This window comes from Micromonospora sp. CNZ296 (genome assembly GCF_007827635.1).
On the sequence record NZ_VISW01000024.1, the window covers coordinates 46,886 to 63,366 of the forward strand.

Annotated in this window: 33 protein-coding genes; 31 read left to right on the forward strand and 2 right to left on the reverse strand. The window is 73.2% G+C overall.

All coding sequences use genetic code 11. The features are described from left to right. Window positions 1-150: 150 nt before the first annotated feature. The 15 genes from FB455_RS29525 (at window position 151) to FB455_RS29590 (ending at window position 7,693) form a co-directional block, all read left to right on the forward strand. Entirely contained in the window at window positions 151-498 is a 348-nt protein-coding gene (locus FB455_RS29525; RefSeq protein WP_145755482.1) for a hypothetical protein, read from the forward strand. 96 nt (window positions 499-594) lie between these two features. Continuing rightward, complete coding sequence (locus FB455_RS29530) at window positions 595-1,149, forward strand: hypothetical protein (RefSeq protein WP_145755483.1); 555 nt, start codon at window positions 595-597, stop codon at window positions 1,147-1,149. Window positions 1,150-1,213: 64 nt separating this feature from the next. After that, complete coding sequence (locus FB455_RS29535; RefSeq protein WP_145755484.1) at window positions 1,214-2,101, forward strand: hypothetical protein; 888 nt, start codon at window positions 1,214-1,216, stop codon at window positions 2,099-2,101. Window positions 2,102-2,226: 125 nt separating this feature from the next. Then, on the forward strand, window positions 2,227-2,562 hold the full coding sequence (locus FB455_RS29540; protein WP_145755485.1) for a hypothetical protein: 336 nt from the start codon (window positions 2,227-2,229) through the stop codon (window positions 2,560-2,562). Next, the gene (locus tag FB455_RS29545) at window positions 2,559-3,209 is read left to right on the forward strand and encodes a ParB N-terminal domain-containing protein (protein WP_145755486.1); all 651 of its coding nucleotides are present in this window, start codon (window positions 2,559-2,561) and stop codon (window positions 3,207-3,209) included. Before FB455_RS29540 ends, FB455_RS29545 begins: the two co-directional genes overlap by 4 nt. A gap of 82 nt (window positions 3,210-3,291) precedes the next feature. Then, complete coding sequence (locus tag FB455_RS34420) at window positions 3,292-3,465, forward strand: hypothetical protein (protein ID WP_186461693.1); 174 nt, start codon at window positions 3,292-3,294, stop codon at window positions 3,463-3,465. A 4-nt stretch (window positions 3,466-3,469) separates the two neighbouring features. Next, window positions 3,470-4,045 carry a helix-turn-helix domain-containing protein gene (locus FB455_RS29550; RefSeq protein WP_145755489.1) on the forward strand — a complete coding sequence of 192 codons (576 nt, stop codon included), beginning with the start codon at window positions 3,470-3,472 and terminating at the stop codon, window positions 4,043-4,045. Beyond that, window positions 4,045-4,407 carry a hypothetical protein gene (locus tag FB455_RS29555; RefSeq protein ID WP_145755490.1) on the forward strand — a complete coding sequence of 121 codons (363 nt, stop codon included), beginning with the start codon at window positions 4,045-4,047 and terminating at the stop codon, window positions 4,405-4,407. The genes FB455_RS29550 and FB455_RS29555 overlap by 1 nt, the downstream gene beginning before the upstream one ends. Beyond that, window positions 4,401-4,619: a hypothetical protein gene (locus tag FB455_RS29560; protein ID WP_145755491.1), complete on the forward strand. Its 219-nt coding sequence runs from the start codon at window positions 4,401-4,403 to the stop codon at window positions 4,617-4,619. The genes FB455_RS29555 and FB455_RS29560 overlap by 7 nt, the downstream gene beginning before the upstream one ends. Beyond that, a complete protein-coding gene (locus FB455_RS29565) occupies window positions 4,609-5,082 on the forward strand; it encodes a single-stranded DNA-binding protein (RefSeq protein WP_145755492.1) in 474 nt (157 codons plus the stop codon). Before FB455_RS29560 ends, FB455_RS29565 begins: the two co-directional genes overlap by 11 nt. Then, window positions 5,079-5,642 (forward strand): helix-turn-helix domain-containing protein, encoded by a 564-nt coding sequence (locus tag FB455_RS34935; protein ID WP_316250340.1) that lies wholly within the window; start codon window positions 5,079-5,081, stop codon window positions 5,640-5,642. The genes FB455_RS29565 and FB455_RS34935 overlap by 4 nt, the downstream gene beginning before the upstream one ends. Continuing rightward, complete coding sequence (locus FB455_RS29575; protein ID WP_145755493.1) at window positions 5,639-6,202, forward strand: helix-turn-helix transcriptional regulator; 564 nt, start codon at window positions 5,639-5,641, stop codon at window positions 6,200-6,202. Before FB455_RS34935 ends, FB455_RS29575 begins: the two co-directional genes overlap by 4 nt. After that, on the forward strand, window positions 6,199-6,582 hold the full coding sequence (locus tag FB455_RS29580; protein ID WP_145755494.1) for a hypothetical protein: 384 nt from the start codon (window positions 6,199-6,201) through the stop codon (window positions 6,580-6,582). The genes FB455_RS29575 and FB455_RS29580 overlap by 4 nt, the downstream gene beginning before the upstream one ends. Next, window positions 6,579-7,175 (forward strand): DUF1643 domain-containing protein, encoded by a 597-nt coding sequence (locus tag FB455_RS29585; RefSeq protein WP_145755495.1) that lies wholly within the window; start codon window positions 6,579-6,581, stop codon window positions 7,173-7,175. The genes FB455_RS29580 and FB455_RS29585 overlap by 4 nt, the downstream gene beginning before the upstream one ends. Further along, entirely contained in the window at window positions 7,172-7,693 is a 522-nt protein-coding gene (locus FB455_RS29590; protein ID WP_145755496.1) for a hypothetical protein, read from the forward strand. The genes FB455_RS29585 and FB455_RS29590 overlap by 4 nt, the downstream gene beginning before the upstream one ends. Window positions 7,694-7,879: 186 nt before the next feature. On the opposite strand, the gene FB455_RS29595 is transcribed toward FB455_RS29590, so the two are convergent. Continuing rightward, on the reverse strand, window positions 7,880-8,089 hold the full coding sequence (locus FB455_RS29595) for a hypothetical protein (RefSeq protein ID WP_145755497.1): 210 nt from the start codon (window positions 8,087-8,089) through the stop codon (window positions 7,880-7,882). 80 nt (window positions 8,090-8,169) lie between these two features. On the opposite strand from FB455_RS29595, the gene FB455_RS29600 reads away from it, so the two are divergent. From FB455_RS29600 to FB455_RS29615, 4 genes are read left to right on the forward strand one after another with little or no spacing between them, the layout of a single operon-like run. Next, complete coding sequence (locus FB455_RS29600) at window positions 8,170-8,517, forward strand: hypothetical protein (protein ID WP_145755498.1); 348 nt, start codon at window positions 8,170-8,172, stop codon at window positions 8,515-8,517. Then, window positions 8,510-9,016, forward strand: coding sequence for a hypothetical protein (locus tag FB455_RS29605; protein ID WP_145755499.1), 507 nt, complete (start codon window positions 8,510-8,512; stop codon window positions 9,014-9,016). Before FB455_RS29600 ends, FB455_RS29605 begins: the two co-directional genes overlap by 8 nt. Continuing rightward, entirely contained in the window at window positions 9,013-9,255 is a 243-nt protein-coding gene (locus FB455_RS29610) for a hypothetical protein (RefSeq protein ID WP_145755500.1), read from the forward strand. The genes FB455_RS29605 and FB455_RS29610 overlap by 4 nt, the downstream gene beginning before the upstream one ends. Further along, window positions 9,252-9,812, forward strand: coding sequence for a hypothetical protein (locus tag FB455_RS29615; RefSeq protein WP_145755501.1), 561 nt, complete (start codon window positions 9,252-9,254; stop codon window positions 9,810-9,812). The genes FB455_RS29610 and FB455_RS29615 overlap by 4 nt, the downstream gene beginning before the upstream one ends. A 284-nt stretch (window positions 9,813-10,096) precedes the next feature. Here the strand turns inward: FB455_RS29615 and FB455_RS29620 are convergent, their stop codons facing one another. Continuing rightward, a complete protein-coding gene (locus tag FB455_RS29620) occupies window positions 10,097-10,561 on the reverse strand; it encodes a helix-turn-helix domain-containing protein (RefSeq protein WP_145755502.1) in 465 nt (154 codons plus the stop codon). 905 nt (window positions 10,562-11,466) lie between these two features. On the opposite strand from FB455_RS29620, the gene FB455_RS29625 reads away from it, so the two are divergent. The 12 genes from FB455_RS29625 (at window position 11,467) to FB455_RS29675 (ending at window position 16,389) form a co-directional block, all read left to right on the forward strand. Further along, window positions 11,467-11,658 carry a hypothetical protein gene (locus FB455_RS29625; RefSeq protein WP_145755503.1) on the forward strand — a complete coding sequence of 64 codons (192 nt, stop codon included), beginning with the start codon at window positions 11,467-11,469 and terminating at the stop codon, window positions 11,656-11,658. 53 nt (window positions 11,659-11,711) lie between these two features. Beyond that, a complete protein-coding gene (locus tag FB455_RS29630; RefSeq protein ID WP_145755504.1) occupies window positions 11,712-11,924 on the forward strand; it encodes a hypothetical protein in 213 nt (70 codons plus the stop codon). Between the two features lie 47 nt (window positions 11,925-11,971). Beyond that, window positions 11,972-12,433 (forward strand): hypothetical protein, encoded by a 462-nt coding sequence (locus FB455_RS29635; protein WP_145755505.1) that lies wholly within the window; start codon window positions 11,972-11,974, stop codon window positions 12,431-12,433. Between the two features lie 118 nt (window positions 12,434-12,551). Continuing rightward, entirely contained in the window at window positions 12,552-12,893 is a 342-nt protein-coding gene (locus tag FB455_RS29640) for a hypothetical protein (protein ID WP_145755506.1), read from the forward strand. A gap of 66 nt (window positions 12,894-12,959) precedes the next feature. Then, window positions 12,960-13,238: a hypothetical protein gene (locus FB455_RS29645; protein WP_145755507.1), complete on the forward strand. Its 279-nt coding sequence runs from the start codon at window positions 12,960-12,962 to the stop codon at window positions 13,236-13,238. Window positions 13,239-13,311: 73 nt separating this feature from the next. Further along, the gene (locus FB455_RS29650; RefSeq protein WP_145755508.1) at window positions 13,312-13,680 is read left to right on the forward strand and encodes a hypothetical protein; all 369 of its coding nucleotides are present in this window, start codon (window positions 13,312-13,314) and stop codon (window positions 13,678-13,680) included. An 87-nt stretch (window positions 13,681-13,767) separates the two neighbouring features. Beyond that, on the forward strand, window positions 13,768-14,220 hold the full coding sequence (locus FB455_RS29655) for a hypothetical protein (protein WP_145755509.1): 453 nt from the start codon (window positions 13,768-13,770) through the stop codon (window positions 14,218-14,220). A 5-nt stretch (window positions 14,221-14,225) separates the two neighbouring features. Beyond that, a complete protein-coding gene (locus tag FB455_RS29660; protein WP_145755510.1) occupies window positions 14,226-14,543 on the forward strand; it encodes a hypothetical protein in 318 nt (105 codons plus the stop codon). A gap of 69 nt (window positions 14,544-14,612) precedes the next feature. Then, window positions 14,613-14,753 (forward strand): hypothetical protein, encoded by a 141-nt coding sequence (locus FB455_RS34425; RefSeq protein ID WP_186466460.1) that lies wholly within the window; start codon window positions 14,613-14,615, stop codon window positions 14,751-14,753. A gap of 45 nt (window positions 14,754-14,798) precedes the next feature. Further along, window positions 14,799-15,425, forward strand: a complete 627-nt coding sequence (locus tag FB455_RS29665; RefSeq protein WP_145755511.1) for a hypothetical protein — start codon at window positions 14,799-14,801, stop codon at window positions 15,423-15,425. Between the two features lie 89 nt (window positions 15,426-15,514). Next, window positions 15,515-16,030: a hypothetical protein gene (locus FB455_RS29670; RefSeq protein WP_145755512.1), complete on the forward strand. Its 516-nt coding sequence runs from the start codon at window positions 15,515-15,517 to the stop codon at window positions 16,028-16,030. Beyond that, complete coding sequence (locus FB455_RS29675; RefSeq protein ID WP_145755513.1) at window positions 16,027-16,389, forward strand: hypothetical protein; 363 nt, start codon at window positions 16,027-16,029, stop codon at window positions 16,387-16,389. Before FB455_RS29670 ends, FB455_RS29675 begins: the two co-directional genes overlap by 4 nt. Window positions 16,390-16,481: the final 92 nt, after the last annotated feature.

Genomic DNA, 16,481 nt, shown 5'->3' on the forward strand with positions numbered 1-16,481 from the left:
GTAGCGTCCCCGCTCGGGGGAGCGGCCGACCTGCTGTCCTAGGACGCGCTGCCGGTAGTGACGTGTCCAGCGCGGCACCTTCCCACGGCGGTTAAGGACTGCTACAGTATGGGTGTGCGGGTGAGCGACCCGCCGGAAACGGAGACCCCCGTGTTGACTCTCCCGATCGTGTGCGCCGGCGAGTACGAGGACGACAAGCCGATCGCGGTGTTCGCCCGCGTCCAGGACGCCGAGGAGTTCGTCCGCCGCTACAACGCCGAGCGCGGCCACGGCATCCACGACGGCGCCCGCGCCCGCGTCGAGTCGATCCCCGCGTACCCGGAGGGCGACCCGGGCCGCTCCGGCCACAACACGGCCGTCCGCCCGGACGGCGGCTGGGGCTGCTCGTGCGGCGCCGGGTCGCCGTACACGGACGAGCCGACCTCCCGCGAGCAGATGGACGCGCACCTGGAGCACTGGGCGGCCGAGACCGGCCAGCCCGCCATCGAGCCGCGCTGACCAGCTCCCGCCACCCTGGCGGGACCAGTCCCTGTCCCTACAACCACCAGTCCCTGTCCCTACAACCAGACGCATCCCCGCGAACGAGGAGACCCCATGCCTTTCGGCATCACGTACGACAACCGGATCACGTTCTTCCTGCGCGACGTCGACGGCGCGGTGCTGCGCGTGCACCCCGCCACCCAGGCGCAGGTCATCGAGGCCCGCTCGAAGGTCGGCGACCCGACCGCCGTCATCGAGACCACCACCGGCGGCATGACCCGGATGCTGCCGATGCGGTCGGTGCTCTACACCGAGATCGACCAGGTGTCGAACCTCGACAAGGCGACGGTGGAGCTGTACCAGGACGCGGCCGGCTGCCTGTACCTGCGCGACCCGGAGGAGCCGACCGCCCGCTACATCGGTGAGCCCGCACCCAACCAGTTCATCCCCGACGCCCGGGCGCTGATCGAAGGCGACTGGGAGTTCGACGTGGAGTCGAACCCGCACCGCGGCCTCGACGGCCTGACGCTGATCGCCACCTACCGCAAGGGCATCCACTTCGCCGACGTGGTGTTCACCCCCGGCGACGACCCGACCCCCGTGGCCGGGGAGATGGGCGCGAAGTACATCGGCAAGCAGTGGCTGCGGCCCCGGCCGACTCTGGCCTGACCCTTCCCCGTGCGGCCCGGTGAGCGACCGGGCCGCACCGGTGGCGTCAGGAAGGAGACCCCGAATGAGGATCTTGACAGCCTTCACGGGGCGGACCGTCCGCCCCACCACCGCCGGACCGCGGCAGGCACACGCCGCCCTGGATCGGCAGGCGTACCGCACCTACGCCGAACTGAACCACCCGATGTCCGGCCTCGTCCGCGCCGGTCTACTCAGCCAGCTGGCCGCCCTGCACGAGCAGATGGGCCGGCTGCGGCCCGAGGCGTTCGGCCCGTCACCGATCGCCGACGAGGGCGGCCGGGACATGGCCGAGGCGGACCTGCACGCCGCGACGCTGCTGGACCTGCTCGCCGACGTCGAATACGCCGCCACCATCAACGGCCCCCGCACCATCACCGACACGTGGTTGGAAGCGCACGCCGGGCCGGTCCTCACCCGGATGGCCGCCACCCGCGACCCGGTAGCCCGGGGCCGGATGCTGGACAACCTGTACGACGCGGTGGTCGACGTCGTGGGCCCGCACGCCGCCGAGGTGATCAACGCGGTGCCGATGCCCGGCCACGAGCGGCCCGTCACCCTCCTGCAGCACCTCGCGACCCTCCCGTGGCAGGGCCTGGCGCGGGAGCTGCTGTGGGTCCTGATCGTCGTCTCCACGGCCGTCGTGACCGCCGCCGTGGTGTTCCCGCCGCCGGCACCGCAGTTCGGGCCTCCCGACGAGATGGCGGCCGTCATCACGATCCTGGCGGCCGCCGCAGCCGGTGTGGGCGCCACGCTCCTGCCGATCCTGCGCCCGCTCCGCCTGCCCACGATCCCCGCGCTGCTGTGGTCCACCGCGCTCGGGCTGATCATCGCCGACATGTGGCACGACATCGGCCCGAAGTCGGCCGTGACCGCCGTGTCCCTCACCCTCGCGGTCGGCGGCACCCTGCTCGCGCGACTGCGACACCGCTGATCCCATCCACACAGACCGGCCCGGGTGAGCGACCCGGGCCGGTCCCGCCCCCCGGGAGACCCCCCTTGCACCACAACGATCTTGGCCAGGACGTAAACCCCGCGCGGCTCCTACCGTCCGCCGACATGACGACGTTCCCCCCGACGCCGGCCGACGCGGACGCCACAGACGCCCTGCTCGGCCCCACCCGGATGCTGCCGCTGCGGATCCCCGGCGCCACCCTGCGCTCCGACCCGGACCTCCTCCTCCCGGTCCCCGCCGACGCACTCCTCGATGAGGCCGACGCGATCGTGTGGGCCGACCTCGTCGCCCGCCTCGGCGACCCCACCACCGGCCCCCTCAGCCACACCGGCTGCCGCTGCGGCCAGCCCCAGCCCGGCGTCCGCGCCGTCGGCCGCGCCCGCGCCCGCACCGCCAAGGCCAAGATTCGCGGCCAGCGCCGACGCAACCGCCGCCGGTGAGCCACACCGACACCGGCCGCCGCTGGACCGAGCTGATGGACATCGACCAGCTGCCCGGCGCCCACCGGAACCCCCGCCGCCACAACATCCCCGAACTGCGCGCCTCCATCGCCCGGTTCGGCTACGCCGACGCGATGATCCTGGATGAGCGCACCGGCCGCCTCGTCGCCGGACACGGCCGCCGTGACACCCTCCGCGGCCTCCGCGACTCCGGTGAGCCCCCACCGAAGGGCATCGTCGTCGGTGAGCGCGGCGAGTGGCTCGCACCCGTACAGCGCGGCTGGGCCTCCCCGAATGATGTGGAGGCAGCAGGCTTCCTCGCCTCCCACAACCGTCAGGGCGAACTCGCCGGCTGGGACCTCGACGGCCTCGTAGACATCCTCGGCGACCAGGACGACTACACCGGCCTCGGCTGGACCCCCGAGGAAATCGACCGGCTCCTCGACGGCCCCGACCCCGCCAGCAGCGGTGACAGCGACGACGCCACCGACGGGGACGACGACCAGCAGGACCAGGCCGACGCCCCCACCCCCGCCGCCGGCGTCCAGTACGGCGTCCTCGTCATCTGCGCCGACGAAGCCGAACAAGCCGCCGTCCACACCCAGCTCCAGCTCGACGGCTACGACTGCCGGCCCATCAGCCGCTGACCCCGCGCCCCGGGACGTAAGCCACCACCCCGACCTACCGTCCGGCCGTCCAGCAACACCCGCAGACCAGCAGGAGGAGAGCGTGGGCAGACACCGCAACCACGCCCCCCAGCGCACCCTCAACCCCCGCTGGACCACCCTCAACCTCCGCGTGGTCTCCATCAGCGCCAGCCCCATCTTCTGGGCACTCCTCGCCGGAGCCGCCACCTGGACATGCATCGTCGGCGCCTTCCTCGCCCTCGGAACAGGCAGGTGACCTCGTGACCGTCACCGACCAGCCCGGCCGGCACGTCGCCCGCACCGTCGGCCGCCGATCCAAACTCACCCCCGAAACCGCCGACCGCATCATCAAAGCCGTCCGCCTCGGCAACTTCCTCGACACCGCCGCCAAGGCCGCAGGCGTCCACCCCGCCACCGTCTACCGCTGGATCCAAGACGGCGAAGCACCCGGAGCACCGAAGGCCAAGCGCGAGTTCTGCGAGGCGTTGACGCGGGCGCGTGCGGAGGCCGAGCAGCGGATGGTCGGCGCGGTGATCAAGGACGCCAGCGGCGGCTACGTGACGAAGAGGGTCACCCGGGTGCTGCGCAACGGCGACACCGAGACCGAGGAGACGATCGCCGGCCCCAACGGCAAGGTCGCCCTGGAGTTCCTGTCCCGGGCGTTCCCGGACCGGTGGGCGTCCCGCAAGGCCCTCGAAGTGACCGGCGCTGGTGGCGGCCCCATCCAGGTGTCCGCCGAGCGGATCAACGGCCTCGCCGACCGGGTGCAGGCCGCGCTGTCGTCCGCCGTGGTGGACGCCGAAATCGTGGACGACGAAGAGGAGGCGGCGGCCTGATGGACGCCTACGAGTTGCAGCTGCTCCACGAGGCCGAGGAGACCGCTGCCCGGGAGCTGGCGGTGTGGGATGCGCTCGCCGTGCATGTGGGCGGGCCGCTGGTGGCCTGGCATCGGGGTGCCGCCGTGTACCGGCTGGATGCCGTCAACGCGGCGCAGGTGCGGCATCTGGCGCTCGGTGTGCTGGCCGCCGCGGTCGCGTTGTACGACGAGCCGGCGGCGGCGGTCCTCGGCGACGTGATTTCGCCACGTCGGCGCGCCGACCTGGCGGCCGTCGGTGCCGCCTTCGTGCCGGTTCCCGCCGGTAGAATCGACCTGCGTGCCGGTGAGCGACCGGCCCGCGTGAAGGAGACCCCGTGGTGACCACCGGTCGCCGGCCGTACCGCCTCGTGCTGGTGAAGGCCGGTCTGGAGTTCCGCACCCGCAACGAGTACCGCAACGAGCACGCCGCCGTCGCTGATGGGCGGCACTTCGTGGCGTCCGGGTGGGACCTGGCGTGGGTGCGCACCGCCGCAGGGGTCGACCTGTACCGCATCGAGATGACCCCTCGGAAGGAGGCCGGCCGTGGCCGGTGACACCACCCTGACGATCGTCGGGAACCTCACGGACGACCCGGAGCTTCGGTTCACCCCTGGTGGGGCGGCGGTGGCGAAGTTCCGTGTCGCCTCGACGCCCCGCTACCTGGACAAGGCGTCCGGGCAGTGGAAGGACGGCGAGCCGCTGTTCATGGCCTGCGTGCTGTGGAACCAGCCGGCGGAGCACCTGGCCGAGTCGTTGCAGCGCGGCGCCCGGGTGATCGTGACCGGCCGGTTGCGGCAGCGGTCCTACGAAGCCCGGGACGGGTCCGGGAAGCGGACCGTCATCGAGCTGGAGGTAGACGAGATCGGGCCGTCGCTGCGGTACGCCACAGCGAAGGTGCAGAAGATGGGCCGCGGTTCGGGTACCCCGACGGCGCAGCAGCGGCCGGCGGGCGGGTTCGACCCGGACGACCCGTGGTCCACGCCTGCGGTGAGCGGCGGCCCGGAGACGCGGCCGTGACCGCCCCGGCGCCGGTGCGCCGCTACGGCGGCAGCCGCGTGGCCGACGTGCATCCCGACGACACCACGGCGCGGCTGCGCGTCGGTGAGCAGCTGCTCGCCGTCCGTACGAGCCTGGGCCTGTCGCGGCAGGCGGCTGCGGCCCGGGGCGGCCGGTCGAAGGCGTCGATCCAGTCGATGGAGCTGCGCGGCTACTGGACCGTCGGAACGCTTCAGCGGTGGGCGCGGTGGCTCGACCACCGGTTCACGTGGACGCTGCATCTGCCGTTCGAGCTGGAGCCGGACGCCCTGGCCGTCATGTACGCGGCGAAGACGATCGGCGCGCCGGAGACGGTCGACGCTTACGCCCGCGCCGGTCTGGTCAACGACATGCGGCGCGCCCGGGAAGCGGCCGGGCTCACCCAGAAGCAGCTGGGGCAGCGTCTCGGTGTCAGCCTGGACACGATCAACCGGGCCGAGCGGATCGAGGACAACCTCGACCTGGCCGCGGCGCAGCGGCACCTGCGGGGCTGCGGCGGCTGGCTGGAGCCCCGCATCGAGCCGCTGGCCGGTGTCCGGTGAGCGCCCCGTACGCGGCCCGGTTCTGGGACCTGCACCCCGACGATGCCCTGGCACGCCGGGACCTGATCGCCGGGATCCGCGGGCTGCGGGAGGAGGCCGGCCTGACCGGCCGGGACGTCGCCGCCCGGATGGGCTGGAAGAGCCCTCACGGCGCCCTGTGGCGGGTTGAGCGGGCCGACAACTGGCAGCTGCGGACCCTCCAAGCCCTGGCGCGCCTGTACGGGCGGCGGCTGGCTGTTGAGATCGCCGCTCCGCTGCCCGACGACGGTGACCCCCTCGCTGCGGTGTACGCGGCGATGCGCCCGGCCAGCCCGGCCGCGGCCGACGAACTCACCCGCGCGGTGCTGGTCCGTGACCTGGTTCGGATCCGTATCGACGCCGGTTTGCGGCAGGAAGATGTCGCCGCGGTGATGGGTGTCAGCGACAAGGCCGTGCAGCTGTGGGAGCAAGGCGCCGACGGGGTGATGGTCGCCCCGGCTCAGCGGTACGCCCGCGCCGTCGGTACCCGGCTGACATTCCGGCTCACCGCGGTTGACGCGCCCGCCGAGGTGACGGCATGACGGCGGGCTCCTTCACCGTGTTCGTGTCCTGGCAGGGAAGCAGCACTGTCGCTGCGGTCGAGACGCGGGAGCCGCTCCTCGACTGGCCGTCCGCGCGGTCCCTCGCGCTTCGTCTCGCCTGCTGCAACGGTGCCCGCTACGTGACCGTGCAGGGCCCGGGCGCCGTGGTGGTCGGCGACTGGGACCGCTACACCAACCGGTGGCGGGAGTACGCCCTGCACGTCGGCGTCTGCGACAACGATCTGGAGCCCGACGGGGAGCCGTGCGGCGGGCAGCTCTACGCCAAGCCGAGCGACGTGCAGGTCCGCTGCCCCCGCTGCGGCGGCTGGACCGGCTACCGGGCGCGCGGCATGCGCCAGCCGTTCGAGGCGGCAGCATGAGCGCGCTGGTCACCGACGCGGAGACTCCCGCCCTGGGGGAGACGGCCACCGCCGTGTTCGGGCCCGCCCAGCCGTGCCGCCGTCACCCCGGCCGGCCAACGACGGTGTGCGCCGGCTGCCACCCCTACCGGTACGAGCTGACCCGCACCTGGGACCGTCGCCGCCCACCGGCCACGTTCCTGATGCTCAACCCCAGCACGGCCGACGCGCTCACCGACGACCCCACCATCCGCCGCTGCATCGGCTACGCCCGCACCTGGGCCTGCGGCGGCCTGGTCGTCATCAACACGTTCGCTCTCCGGTCCACAGACCCGCGCGCCCTCTACGGCCACGCGGACCCGATCGGCCCGGACAACGACCGGGTGATCGGCCAGCGCCTCACCCGGATCGCAGCCAACGGTGGGCCGCTGATCGCCGCGTGGGGCGCCCACGGCGTCCACCTCGACCGCCACCGGCAGGTCGCCGCGCTCACCGCGCAGCGGGGCGTGCAGATGGCCGCGCTGGCCATCACCAAGGGCGGCCACCCCGGCCACCCGCTCTACCTGCCCCGCACCGCCCGTCCTGTTCCGTACGAGCCCCTGGAGACCCGATGAGCCACGCCGGAGACGAGTCGACCGCTTCCCCGGACAGCGCAACCTGGGGCGAGCGTGAGGTCATCGCCGGCCTGCGCACCGGCGCCGCCCACCCGACCCTGCAGAAGGGCGCAGCGAACCTGATCGAGCGGCTGCTCCGCGAGCGCGGCCACGCGCAGCCCACCGTCCTTCGGGATGCGCCCTTGACGGACGAGTACCACACCGCCGGCGTCTACTGCGGCGAGTCGGCGCACTGCACCCCGCCCTACCCGGGTGCGCTGCCCGGCACCCCCTATCAGCGCGGGGAGCTGCTCACCGAGCTGGAGCACAAGGCGATGGGGCTCACCGCTGAGCTGTGGGAGACGCTGTGCCACGTCGTCGGCACCGCGGCGTCGGCCGGGCAGGATCTCGCCGAGCTGGCCGCGCCGATCAACGCCCTCCAGCACGCGATCCTCGCCCAGGCGGCCGCCCGTGCCTACCCGGATCGGTACCGGCTTCTCGGCGGCGCCATCACCCGCACCTCGGCGGCCGGCCAGTGAAGCGGTCCTGGCGGGCTGGGTGGCTCGGGCGTCTCCTCGGCGTCCACTCGCCGACCGCGGAGCAGCTCGGCTGGTGCTGGTGTCAGCGGTGATCGTGCTTCGGGCGGACACGCGAAAGGCGTGCCTGCTCAGCCTTGCGGCTGGCGGGCACGCCTGGGGCCCGGTTGCCCGGGCCCGGGGGTTGTCTCAGGCGGTGGCCTGCCAGTCGGCGTTGGCCTCCGCGTTGCGCCGCCGGGTGGCCTCGGCCAGCGCGCGGCCGGCGCTCATGTCGGGGTTGGCGCGGAGGAGGTCCAGGGCGACCTGCTCGTCGGGGTTCGCCGTGGCGCGGCACTCGGCGAAGGCCGACGGGGTGAACCGGGCGATCCGCTTGAGGTTTCCCTCGACCTTGATCTTCATCTCTGGCTCCTTCGTTCGCCCTCACCTGCTTACACCCCAAAGTGTAGCAGACATTCACCACGAGGGGAAGGGGTAATCCGATGCCCGCACCGAAAATCCCGGTCGACCCCGCCCGCACCAGCGGCCAGCACCTCGTCACCGACCTACCCACCGGGCCGATCCCGCTACCCGGCGACGTCCTCACCGTCACCGACCCGCACGGCCGCACCGGCCTCGCCCGCCTGGCCTGCACCGACCTGGCCCGCAAACGCCTCTACCTCGCCGTCACCTGGCCTCACCCGCTCGACCGGCCCACCCCGGCCGAGCCTCCCGTCCGGTGGGTGCAGGCCCCGGCCCTCACCGCCGCGGTGTTCGCCGCCGGCGGCACCGTCCACCCCGTCGACCTCGCCGCCCACCTTGCAGCCGACCAGGAGACCAGCCGTGTCTAACTCCCGCGCCCTGCGCCGCCGCATGGCCCGCTTCCAGCAGGCCCTCACCGACCACCGCGCCAACCGGCTCGACACCCGGCCCGCCGGTGTGACAGCCCTCTACAAGGGCCGCCTCAACGCCTACCGGTGCCCCGCCTGCCAGAGCTGCACCGTCACCATCGACGTGGACGCCGGAGTCACCCCGTCCACCCTGGCCTGCCGCGCCACCGACAGCTGCGAAGGCACCGCCTTCTCCCTCGGCTACCCGATCCCCGAGGCGTGGCCCGCCGGAGTCACCACCCAGCCCGCCTGGGAGTGGTACCGGCCCGGCGAGCGGCAGCTGTCCCGGCTGCGCCGCCGCGACCCCGAGGCGTACGAGCACGTCGTCAAGGGCGGCCTGCTGCTCCGCCCGTACGGTGCCGGCCGCGGCCCCGAACAGGCCGACTTGGAGCCCACCGAGCCCGATCCGGCCCCGGCTTCCCAGGCCGCCGCCGACAGCACCGGGCCGGACGTCCGATGACCGCCACCAGCGCGCTGGAGCGCCTCCGCGTGGGTCTCGCCGACCGGGGCATCACCGTTCCCGACAGCGGCGACCCGGCCGATACCGTGCAGGCCGCGCTGACCGCGATCGACCGGCTCCGCGGCCCCCTCGCCAACCTCACCCAGCCGGCAATGCAACTGCACATCCACCCGGCGCCGCCCCCGCCGGTGATCGTGCCCGTCCCGTACGACCCGCGCACCGGCCGGATGCTCGCGTGACCGCGATCGTCGGCCTCGTCCACCGCGGCGCCGTCCACATCGGCGGGGACTCCGCCGGAGTCGGCCCCGGCTGGTCCAGCAGCGTCCGCGCCGACGCGAAGGTGTTCCGCAACGGCCCGTACCTGATGGGCTTCACCGACAGCTTCCGCATGGGGCAGCTGCTCCGCTACGCCCTCACCCCACCGAAGCTCCCCACCGCCCCGGCCGCGCTGGACCGGCACATGGCCACCACGTTCATCGACGCCGTACGGAAGACCCTCGTCGACGGCGGCTGGCTCACCCTCGACTCCGGCCGGGAACTCGGCGGCACGTTCCTCGTCGGCACCGCTGGCCGCCTGTTCCAGGTGTACGGCGACTTCCAGGTCGGCGAGCCCGCCGACGGGTACGCCGCCGTCGGCTGCGGCCAGGACATCGCCCTCGGCGCTCTCCACGCCACCGTCGGGCAGCCCCCGGCCCGGCGGGTGAAGGCCGCCCTCGAAGCCGCCGCGCACTTCAGCGCAGGGGTGCGCGGCCCGTTCATCCACCTGCACCAGCGACCCCCCAAGGAGACCCCGTGAGCCTGCCCGACGATGCGGTCCAGACCCGCCGGGCCCGCTGCTGGAGCTCGCGGTGCCGGGCGGACCCTCGCTGCGGGTCAGCAGCCCTGACGGGCGGCTTCTCGCCGCAGTGCACCCCTCCGGCCGGGGGAGCTGCCCGCAGACGCCAGCGAGGCGGCTACGGCGTTCTGGACGGCCATTGCGGCCGCGTTCCCGGGCCTGGAGGCGCAGGGCCAGCCCGGCCTGTAGCGCGTACGACGGAAGGGCCCGCAGGGACGTCCCTGCGGGCCCTTCCGTCGTACGGTCTACTTCCCGGCTTGCTCCAGGATGCTGCCGGCCTCACCGAGCGCCCACGCGCCCGTGTTGAGCGCCTTGCGCGCCTCTGTCAGGCGGGAACGGGCGGAGACAACCCCACCGTAGGGCGGTGAGGGCAGATCCTCGCCGTCGAGCCGGTGGACGATCGTCTCCACCGCGCGGACGGTCTGGTGGAGGAGCCACGCCCGCTCGCCGATGGTGGGGGCGGGCATCGGCGCGGCGGTGCGGCCGTCCAGCCAGGAGTGCGCGGTGGGCTGCGCGATGCCGAACTTCGCGGCGATGGCCCGCTCGGACAGGCCGGCTTGGGCGGCGGCGATGGCGGCGGCGCGGGCCTCCTCGTCGGCCTCGGTGATGAGGCGGGCGAGGGGGGCGAGGGCGTCGCGGAGGTTCCGGGCCCGGTCGAGGCGGGTGAGGGCGTCGCTGAGCTGGTCGGTGTTGATGGTGTCGGTGGTCATGGGGTCTCCGATCGCTGCGCGGCACAGATGCCGATTGGCAGCCTATCGGCATCTGCTAACTCGCGATAGAGGGCCGTTCGCCATCTGAGAGCGTCGACATGACGTCATGCGCTCATGGCGTCATGTGCTCATGGCGGGTCGTCTGAGCAGGGAGATTCGTTGACCGATCAGATGAATGGCCAGTGGCGCGGGGCCAGTCCGAATTGCGGTGTGACGGAATGCGTGTACCCAAGCAGAGGCGTTCCTACTAGAGTCGCCACGTCACCCTGGGCAGCTTCTCGCGGTCCAGCTGAGGGGGACCGGCCGCCATCACGACCCGAACGCTTATGCGGCCGGTCCGGCCGGTGCACCCCACCTGACGGGCTAGCCCGTCAGGTGGGGAAGCATCCAGCCAGGGCGCTCACCAGTGTGGCCACCGCACCGAGAAGAGCCGCCCAGGCGTACAACCGGGCTGTCTTCCGGTCGGGGGCATGACCGTCCTGACTCGCGTCCACCATCATCACCTCCTTCCGCGCGTGCGTCGGATTCCGGCAGGCGCAGCCGGAGGAGGTGCGAGGAGAGACGGTATCGCCTCCCCGCACCTCGTGGGTACTCCGGCCCCCAGGCTGTCCAATCGGGAGCGGTTGCTCCCGGCGGGCGTTGGGGATGGCGGATGTTCCCAGCTAGGAGCAGTGAAGGCGCGTCATGCGTGGGGGTGCAACCAAGCGACGGTCGATGATGGCCTGTGCGACGGATGGCCCCGTTTCGACAGATCGCGAAAACCGGGACTTATGCGCGTGCCCTCTCGCCACCTCGCTCGTTATGCACTTACATCCCGTGAACGGGACTGTCGCGCAGACCTGGCGAAACTATGCTACGCTTCGGGGTGTGCGGGTGAGCGACCCGCGCAGAACAGGAGACCCCCGATGAACGAGGCCGCCCGCATCGTCCGGACCTACACCTTCACCGTACGCACCCCCGAGCCCCTCGCAACCCCCGAGAGCGCACAGCAGGTGCGGGAGAAGCTGGCCCGGACCAGCGTCGGCTACCAGGCCGCGATGGCCGACCCCTTCGGCATCCTCGCCAGCAAGAACACCACCGACGACATCCCGTTCTGACCACCCCCGGAGGGCCGACCCAGCGTCGGCCCTCCCACCCACCGGAGGCACCCGTGGAGGCCCTGCCTGACCGCTCCGACACCGTGACCATCGTCCTCGTCGCCCGGATCCCCGGCACCACCTGGAGCGACCAGGACGCCGCCACCACCGACCCGGCCACCCTCGCCGCGCACCTCGGCCAGGCCGACGTGCTGTTCGGTGCCGTCGAGCGCGGCATCAGCACCGCCGCGATCGACGCCGGCGCGCACGCCGCCACCACAGCCTGACCACCCGGGCGGGAGAGCGACCCGCCCGCGGCCCACAGGAGACCCCGTTGCCGAAGACCGTCCAGCGCAAGAAGCCCGCCGTCACGCCCGACCGCCAGCTGATCTCGACCACCCTCCGGGACATCGCCGCCAGCTCCGGCTACACCCTGAGCACCATCGGCGACACCGCGGCCGCCTGCGACTACCGCACCGACGGCGACGGGGTTCAGCAGCTGCGGTTCGCCGTCATCGAGATCCCCGGGCGCAGCGAGTGGAGCAGCCAGGCGTACGGCGTCGTCAGCCGCGCCCGCGAGGACGGCAGCGCCTGGAGCGTCAGCGACACCGGCGGCTGGCTGGAGGCCCAGTTCCCCACCGCCGAGGCCGCCGTGGCCGCGCTGCGCGACCCGAAGCAGCTGAAGCAGATGCGCCAGTACACCGACGCGGTGGCGGTGATGCTGGAGGCGCAGCGGCGCGTACGCGAGTTCCCGCAGCCCGAGGGTGCTCTGCCGTCCTACTGGCAGAGCAGCTGACGCGGGGCCGGGGTTGTGAGTGCCCCGGCCCGCGCAGTGCGGCAGACGGAAACCTGTCTTATCCTTCACCCTTTCTCCATTCGGTAACCGTGTCGCAACGGACGGCGAGGAGGCAGTGATGGGCGTACTCGACAAGCCTGAGATCGCGCCGAGGCTGCCCCGCTCCTACCACCTGCTGGTCGACGCCGTGCACGACGCCGGCTGGGACTGCCGGATCACCACGACCGGGCCGCTGCGGTGCGGCGACGTCCACCGTGAGGTGGTGGAGCTGTCCGCCGCGACCCGCTCCGGGCGCCGGCTGCGGGCGTGGTGGACGGCCGACGCGCCGTCGGGGGAGCCCCGGCCGGGTTTCCGGCCGGGTGGTGCCCTCGTCGGCCAGGGCAACGCGGTCGGCGACGCGACCGCCGCCCAGGCTGCCGAGTACGTGCGCGGGCATCGCGTCGGGGGCTTCCCCCCGTGAGTTAATGTTTGCTACACTCCGGGGTGTAGGTGGGTGGGCGACCCGCCGGAACGAACGGAGGCCATCATGGAGCGCACCGCCGAGTGGGCGATCAGCCAGATCCGCCGCGCATACGACCTGCATGCCCACCAGTACGGCGCCGGCTCCTGGATGAACATCCGGACCGTCGCCGAGGCCCTCGACCTCACCATCGAGGAGATCCACGCCGCGATCCGTCACGCCGCGAAGGTCGACAAGCGGTTCACCCTGGCGCCCGAGTCCAACCAGAAGACCATCACGCCGGAGCAGCGCGACGCCGCGCTGTGGTACGGCGGCCAGTGGAATCACCTGATCGGCTGGCACTGACCCAACCTCTAAACTGTGCTACACTTTGGGGTGTGAGCGGGTGAGCGACCCGCTCCCGAACGAGGGAGACCCCGTGCAGCAGACCCGCATCCAGCCCGCCGCCGACCGGCCCGCCCCCCGCCCGGTCGCCGAGGCCGACGAAGCCGCCGCGCGTCGCATCATCGCCGAGCGGCAGCTGCGCACCCTGGCCCGGGACATCCTCACCCGCGAGGCCCGCCGCACCGCCCTCACCCTGATCCGCAGGCCCATCAGCCTCGCCGAGCCCACCCAGCAGTACGGCGTGTTCGACGGCGACCGCTTGGTCGAGACCCACGACGACCCGACCCTCGCCGAGCTGGCCGCCGCCGACAACGCCGACGCCACCAACCGGCCCGGCGCGTACACCGTCGAGCCTCTCTGCCCGATCCACCGCGACCTCCCCGTCGGCGACTGCGACTGCTGACCACCCAGGCCGGGCCGCGACCACGCGGCCCGGTCACCGCCGTACCCGAGTGGGTGGGCGACCCGCCTCGAAGATCGGAGTCCCCTGGTGAACCAGTACACCGTGATCGCGCAGGCCAGCGACAGCACCGGCCCCCTGTCCGTCATCGCCGTGCTTCCCGGCGAGCACACCATCGTCGGCGAGTGGCGGCTCCCCGGCCGCCGATACGTCCGGACTCTCCGCGCCGACAGCCCGGACCAGGCCGCGGGGATCCTCGCCGACGCCGCCCGTCTGCTCGGCGGCACCCCGACCCAGCCCGACGCCGACGACGCGCCCGCCTGGCAGGTGGAGGCCGCCAGCGGCAAGTGGACCGTGATCGGTCTCGCCGACAGAGACCACCTGCGGCTGTTCGCCACCACGCCCGGCGAGGTGGACGTCCACGGCCGGTGGGGCGCGATCCTGGACAGCCGGTGGGTCGGGGTGGTGGAGGCGGCCACCGCCGACGCCGCGTACGACGCCGCGTACTCGTCCTGGATCGCCGAGCACGGCGACGAGTGGTGAGCCCGATGACGGAGAGCACGCGCCGGCCGACCCTCAACCTGTGGAACCCGCCGGCCCGGCGCGTCGGCGTCGTCCTGGTCGACACCGGGCCGGGCGCGGAGCCGCTGCGGCTGTGCCGGGTGCGGATCTCGGGCAACGGCATCCTGGCGTTCTGCTGCCCGCACGTGGAGGGCCACGCCGGGCTGCACGGCTACCCGGACAACTCGTGGACCGACGTCGACCCGCGGCGGATCGCCGACGCCACGGGGGGCTTCCCTCTCCGGTTGTGTGAGTACCCGTGTGCGACGTGCGCGACCGCGCCGCCCCAGCCCGGGTGGACCTGACACCGCCTTTAATGTCTGCTACACTTTGGGGTGTGCGGGTGAGCGACCCGCCTGAGACCGGAGGACCCTATGCCGCGCAGCTTCTACGCCACCCTCGCCGCCACGTTCGGCACCGCCGCTGTCCTGATGGCCGCGATCGGCCCGGACCGGGTGAAGGCGTTCATCGCCGCCACACCGTCCGTCGTCCTCAACGCGCTCCACCTGATCTGATCCACCCCGGCCAGCGGGCGAGCGACCCGCAGGATGGAGACCCCCGTGACCACCACGACCGTCGCCCCGCCGGCCATCCACCCCGCGCCGGCCGCCCCCGACTGGTGGGAGATCCAGGGCACCGAGCTGCCCGACGACATCGCCGGCCCCGCCCGCTACGGCGACCCCGCCGACCTCACCAACCTCGAACGCGCCATCGTCGCGACCAACGCGGTCGACGCGATCGCCCGCTGGCACCGCATCGCCGACGACGGCCGCGTGCCCACCCCGGCGTGGAAGCAGCTGCTCATGCCCGACTCGTGGTCCGGGCACAAGCTCTACGCGCCCGCCGCGACCCTCGCCGACGTACGCGCCGCCCTGACCGCCGTGTTCCCGACCGCGTGGGCCGCCGGTCTTGGCATGAAGGCCGCCACCAGCCCCACCGGCCTCCTGCACGGCAAAGGCGTCGTCATCTACCTGCCCCGCCGCGTCACCGTCGACCGGGACACGTCGCTGGTCGCCGCCGCGCTCGCCGACTACCGGCCCGCCCGGCCGGTCACCTGCACCGGCGCTACCCGGCTCGCCGACGGGCTGTGGTGGCGGCACGAGTTCGGCGGTGTCGACCTCGGCTACGACGTGTACGACCCGCGCGAGTACCGCGCCCGCTACGCCCCGGCCGCCGCAACGCGGTGACGGCCGGGCCGGCCGCCGCGCTCGACGCGGTGGCCTACCCTGCAACCCGTGGGCCGGTGAGCGACCGGCCCGGAAGTGGAGACCCATCCATGCAGCAGCAGCCCACGACCGACCTCGGCGCGCGGATCCGCGCCGCCGTGGACGCCCCGCTGCACCCCGCAGCCCTCGCGGCCACGGTGTGCACGGCGATCGCCGAGCAGTTCGAGCTGTACGCCCTGCACGAGGGCAAGACCGCGAAGCGTCACCGCGACGCCGGCTCGGCCAGCGGCGCCGCCCACCACGACGGCACCGCCACCGCCTACACACGCGCCGCGACCCAGATGCGCGACCTCGCCCGCCGGCTCACCGCCGCTCCGGCCGACACCGGCCTCTGGGCCAAGGCCATCACCACCACGCCGGAGCCGTACCGGGAGTTCTTCCGGCAGCTCACCGACGCCGAAGGGTCGGCGCTGGCCCAGGCGGGCATGCCCCTGGAGCCGACCATCACGTACGTGGCCCTGTGGGAGCAGCACATCTGGCCGGCGCTCGTCGCCGACCTGGACGAGCTGATCCGCGAGCACGGCGGCGTGATCGCCGCCCGGATCGACGCCGGGCAGCCCGCATGACCGCCCCCGCCACCGTCCGGACCTGCCCCGCCCCGAAACTGGACGCGGCCGGGCCCTGCGGCCAGCCGAACGCCGACAGCAGCCCGCTCTGCCCCGACCACACCGCCGAGCTGGCACACGCGGTCCGGGTCCACGAGGCCCGCGTCGAGGCCGCCCAGCACCTGACCGAGGCCGCCCGACAGGTCCGCCTGGCCGTCGCCGCCGGCCGGGTCCTCGGCGACATCGACTCCGACTGGGTGTCCTGGACCGACCTGGACCGGGCGCTCGGCCAGGCCCTCACCGGCGTCCACGCGGCCAAGCACCTCACCCCGGAACCCGAGCCGCTGCCCGACTGGGTGATCGCGTTCTGCACCACCTGACCCACCGCTACCAGCGGCCCCGCAACCTGCCCGGGTGCGGGGCCGCTCCGCGTCGTGGGTGACTGCCCGCCCGTACGGGGGTATCCTGCCCA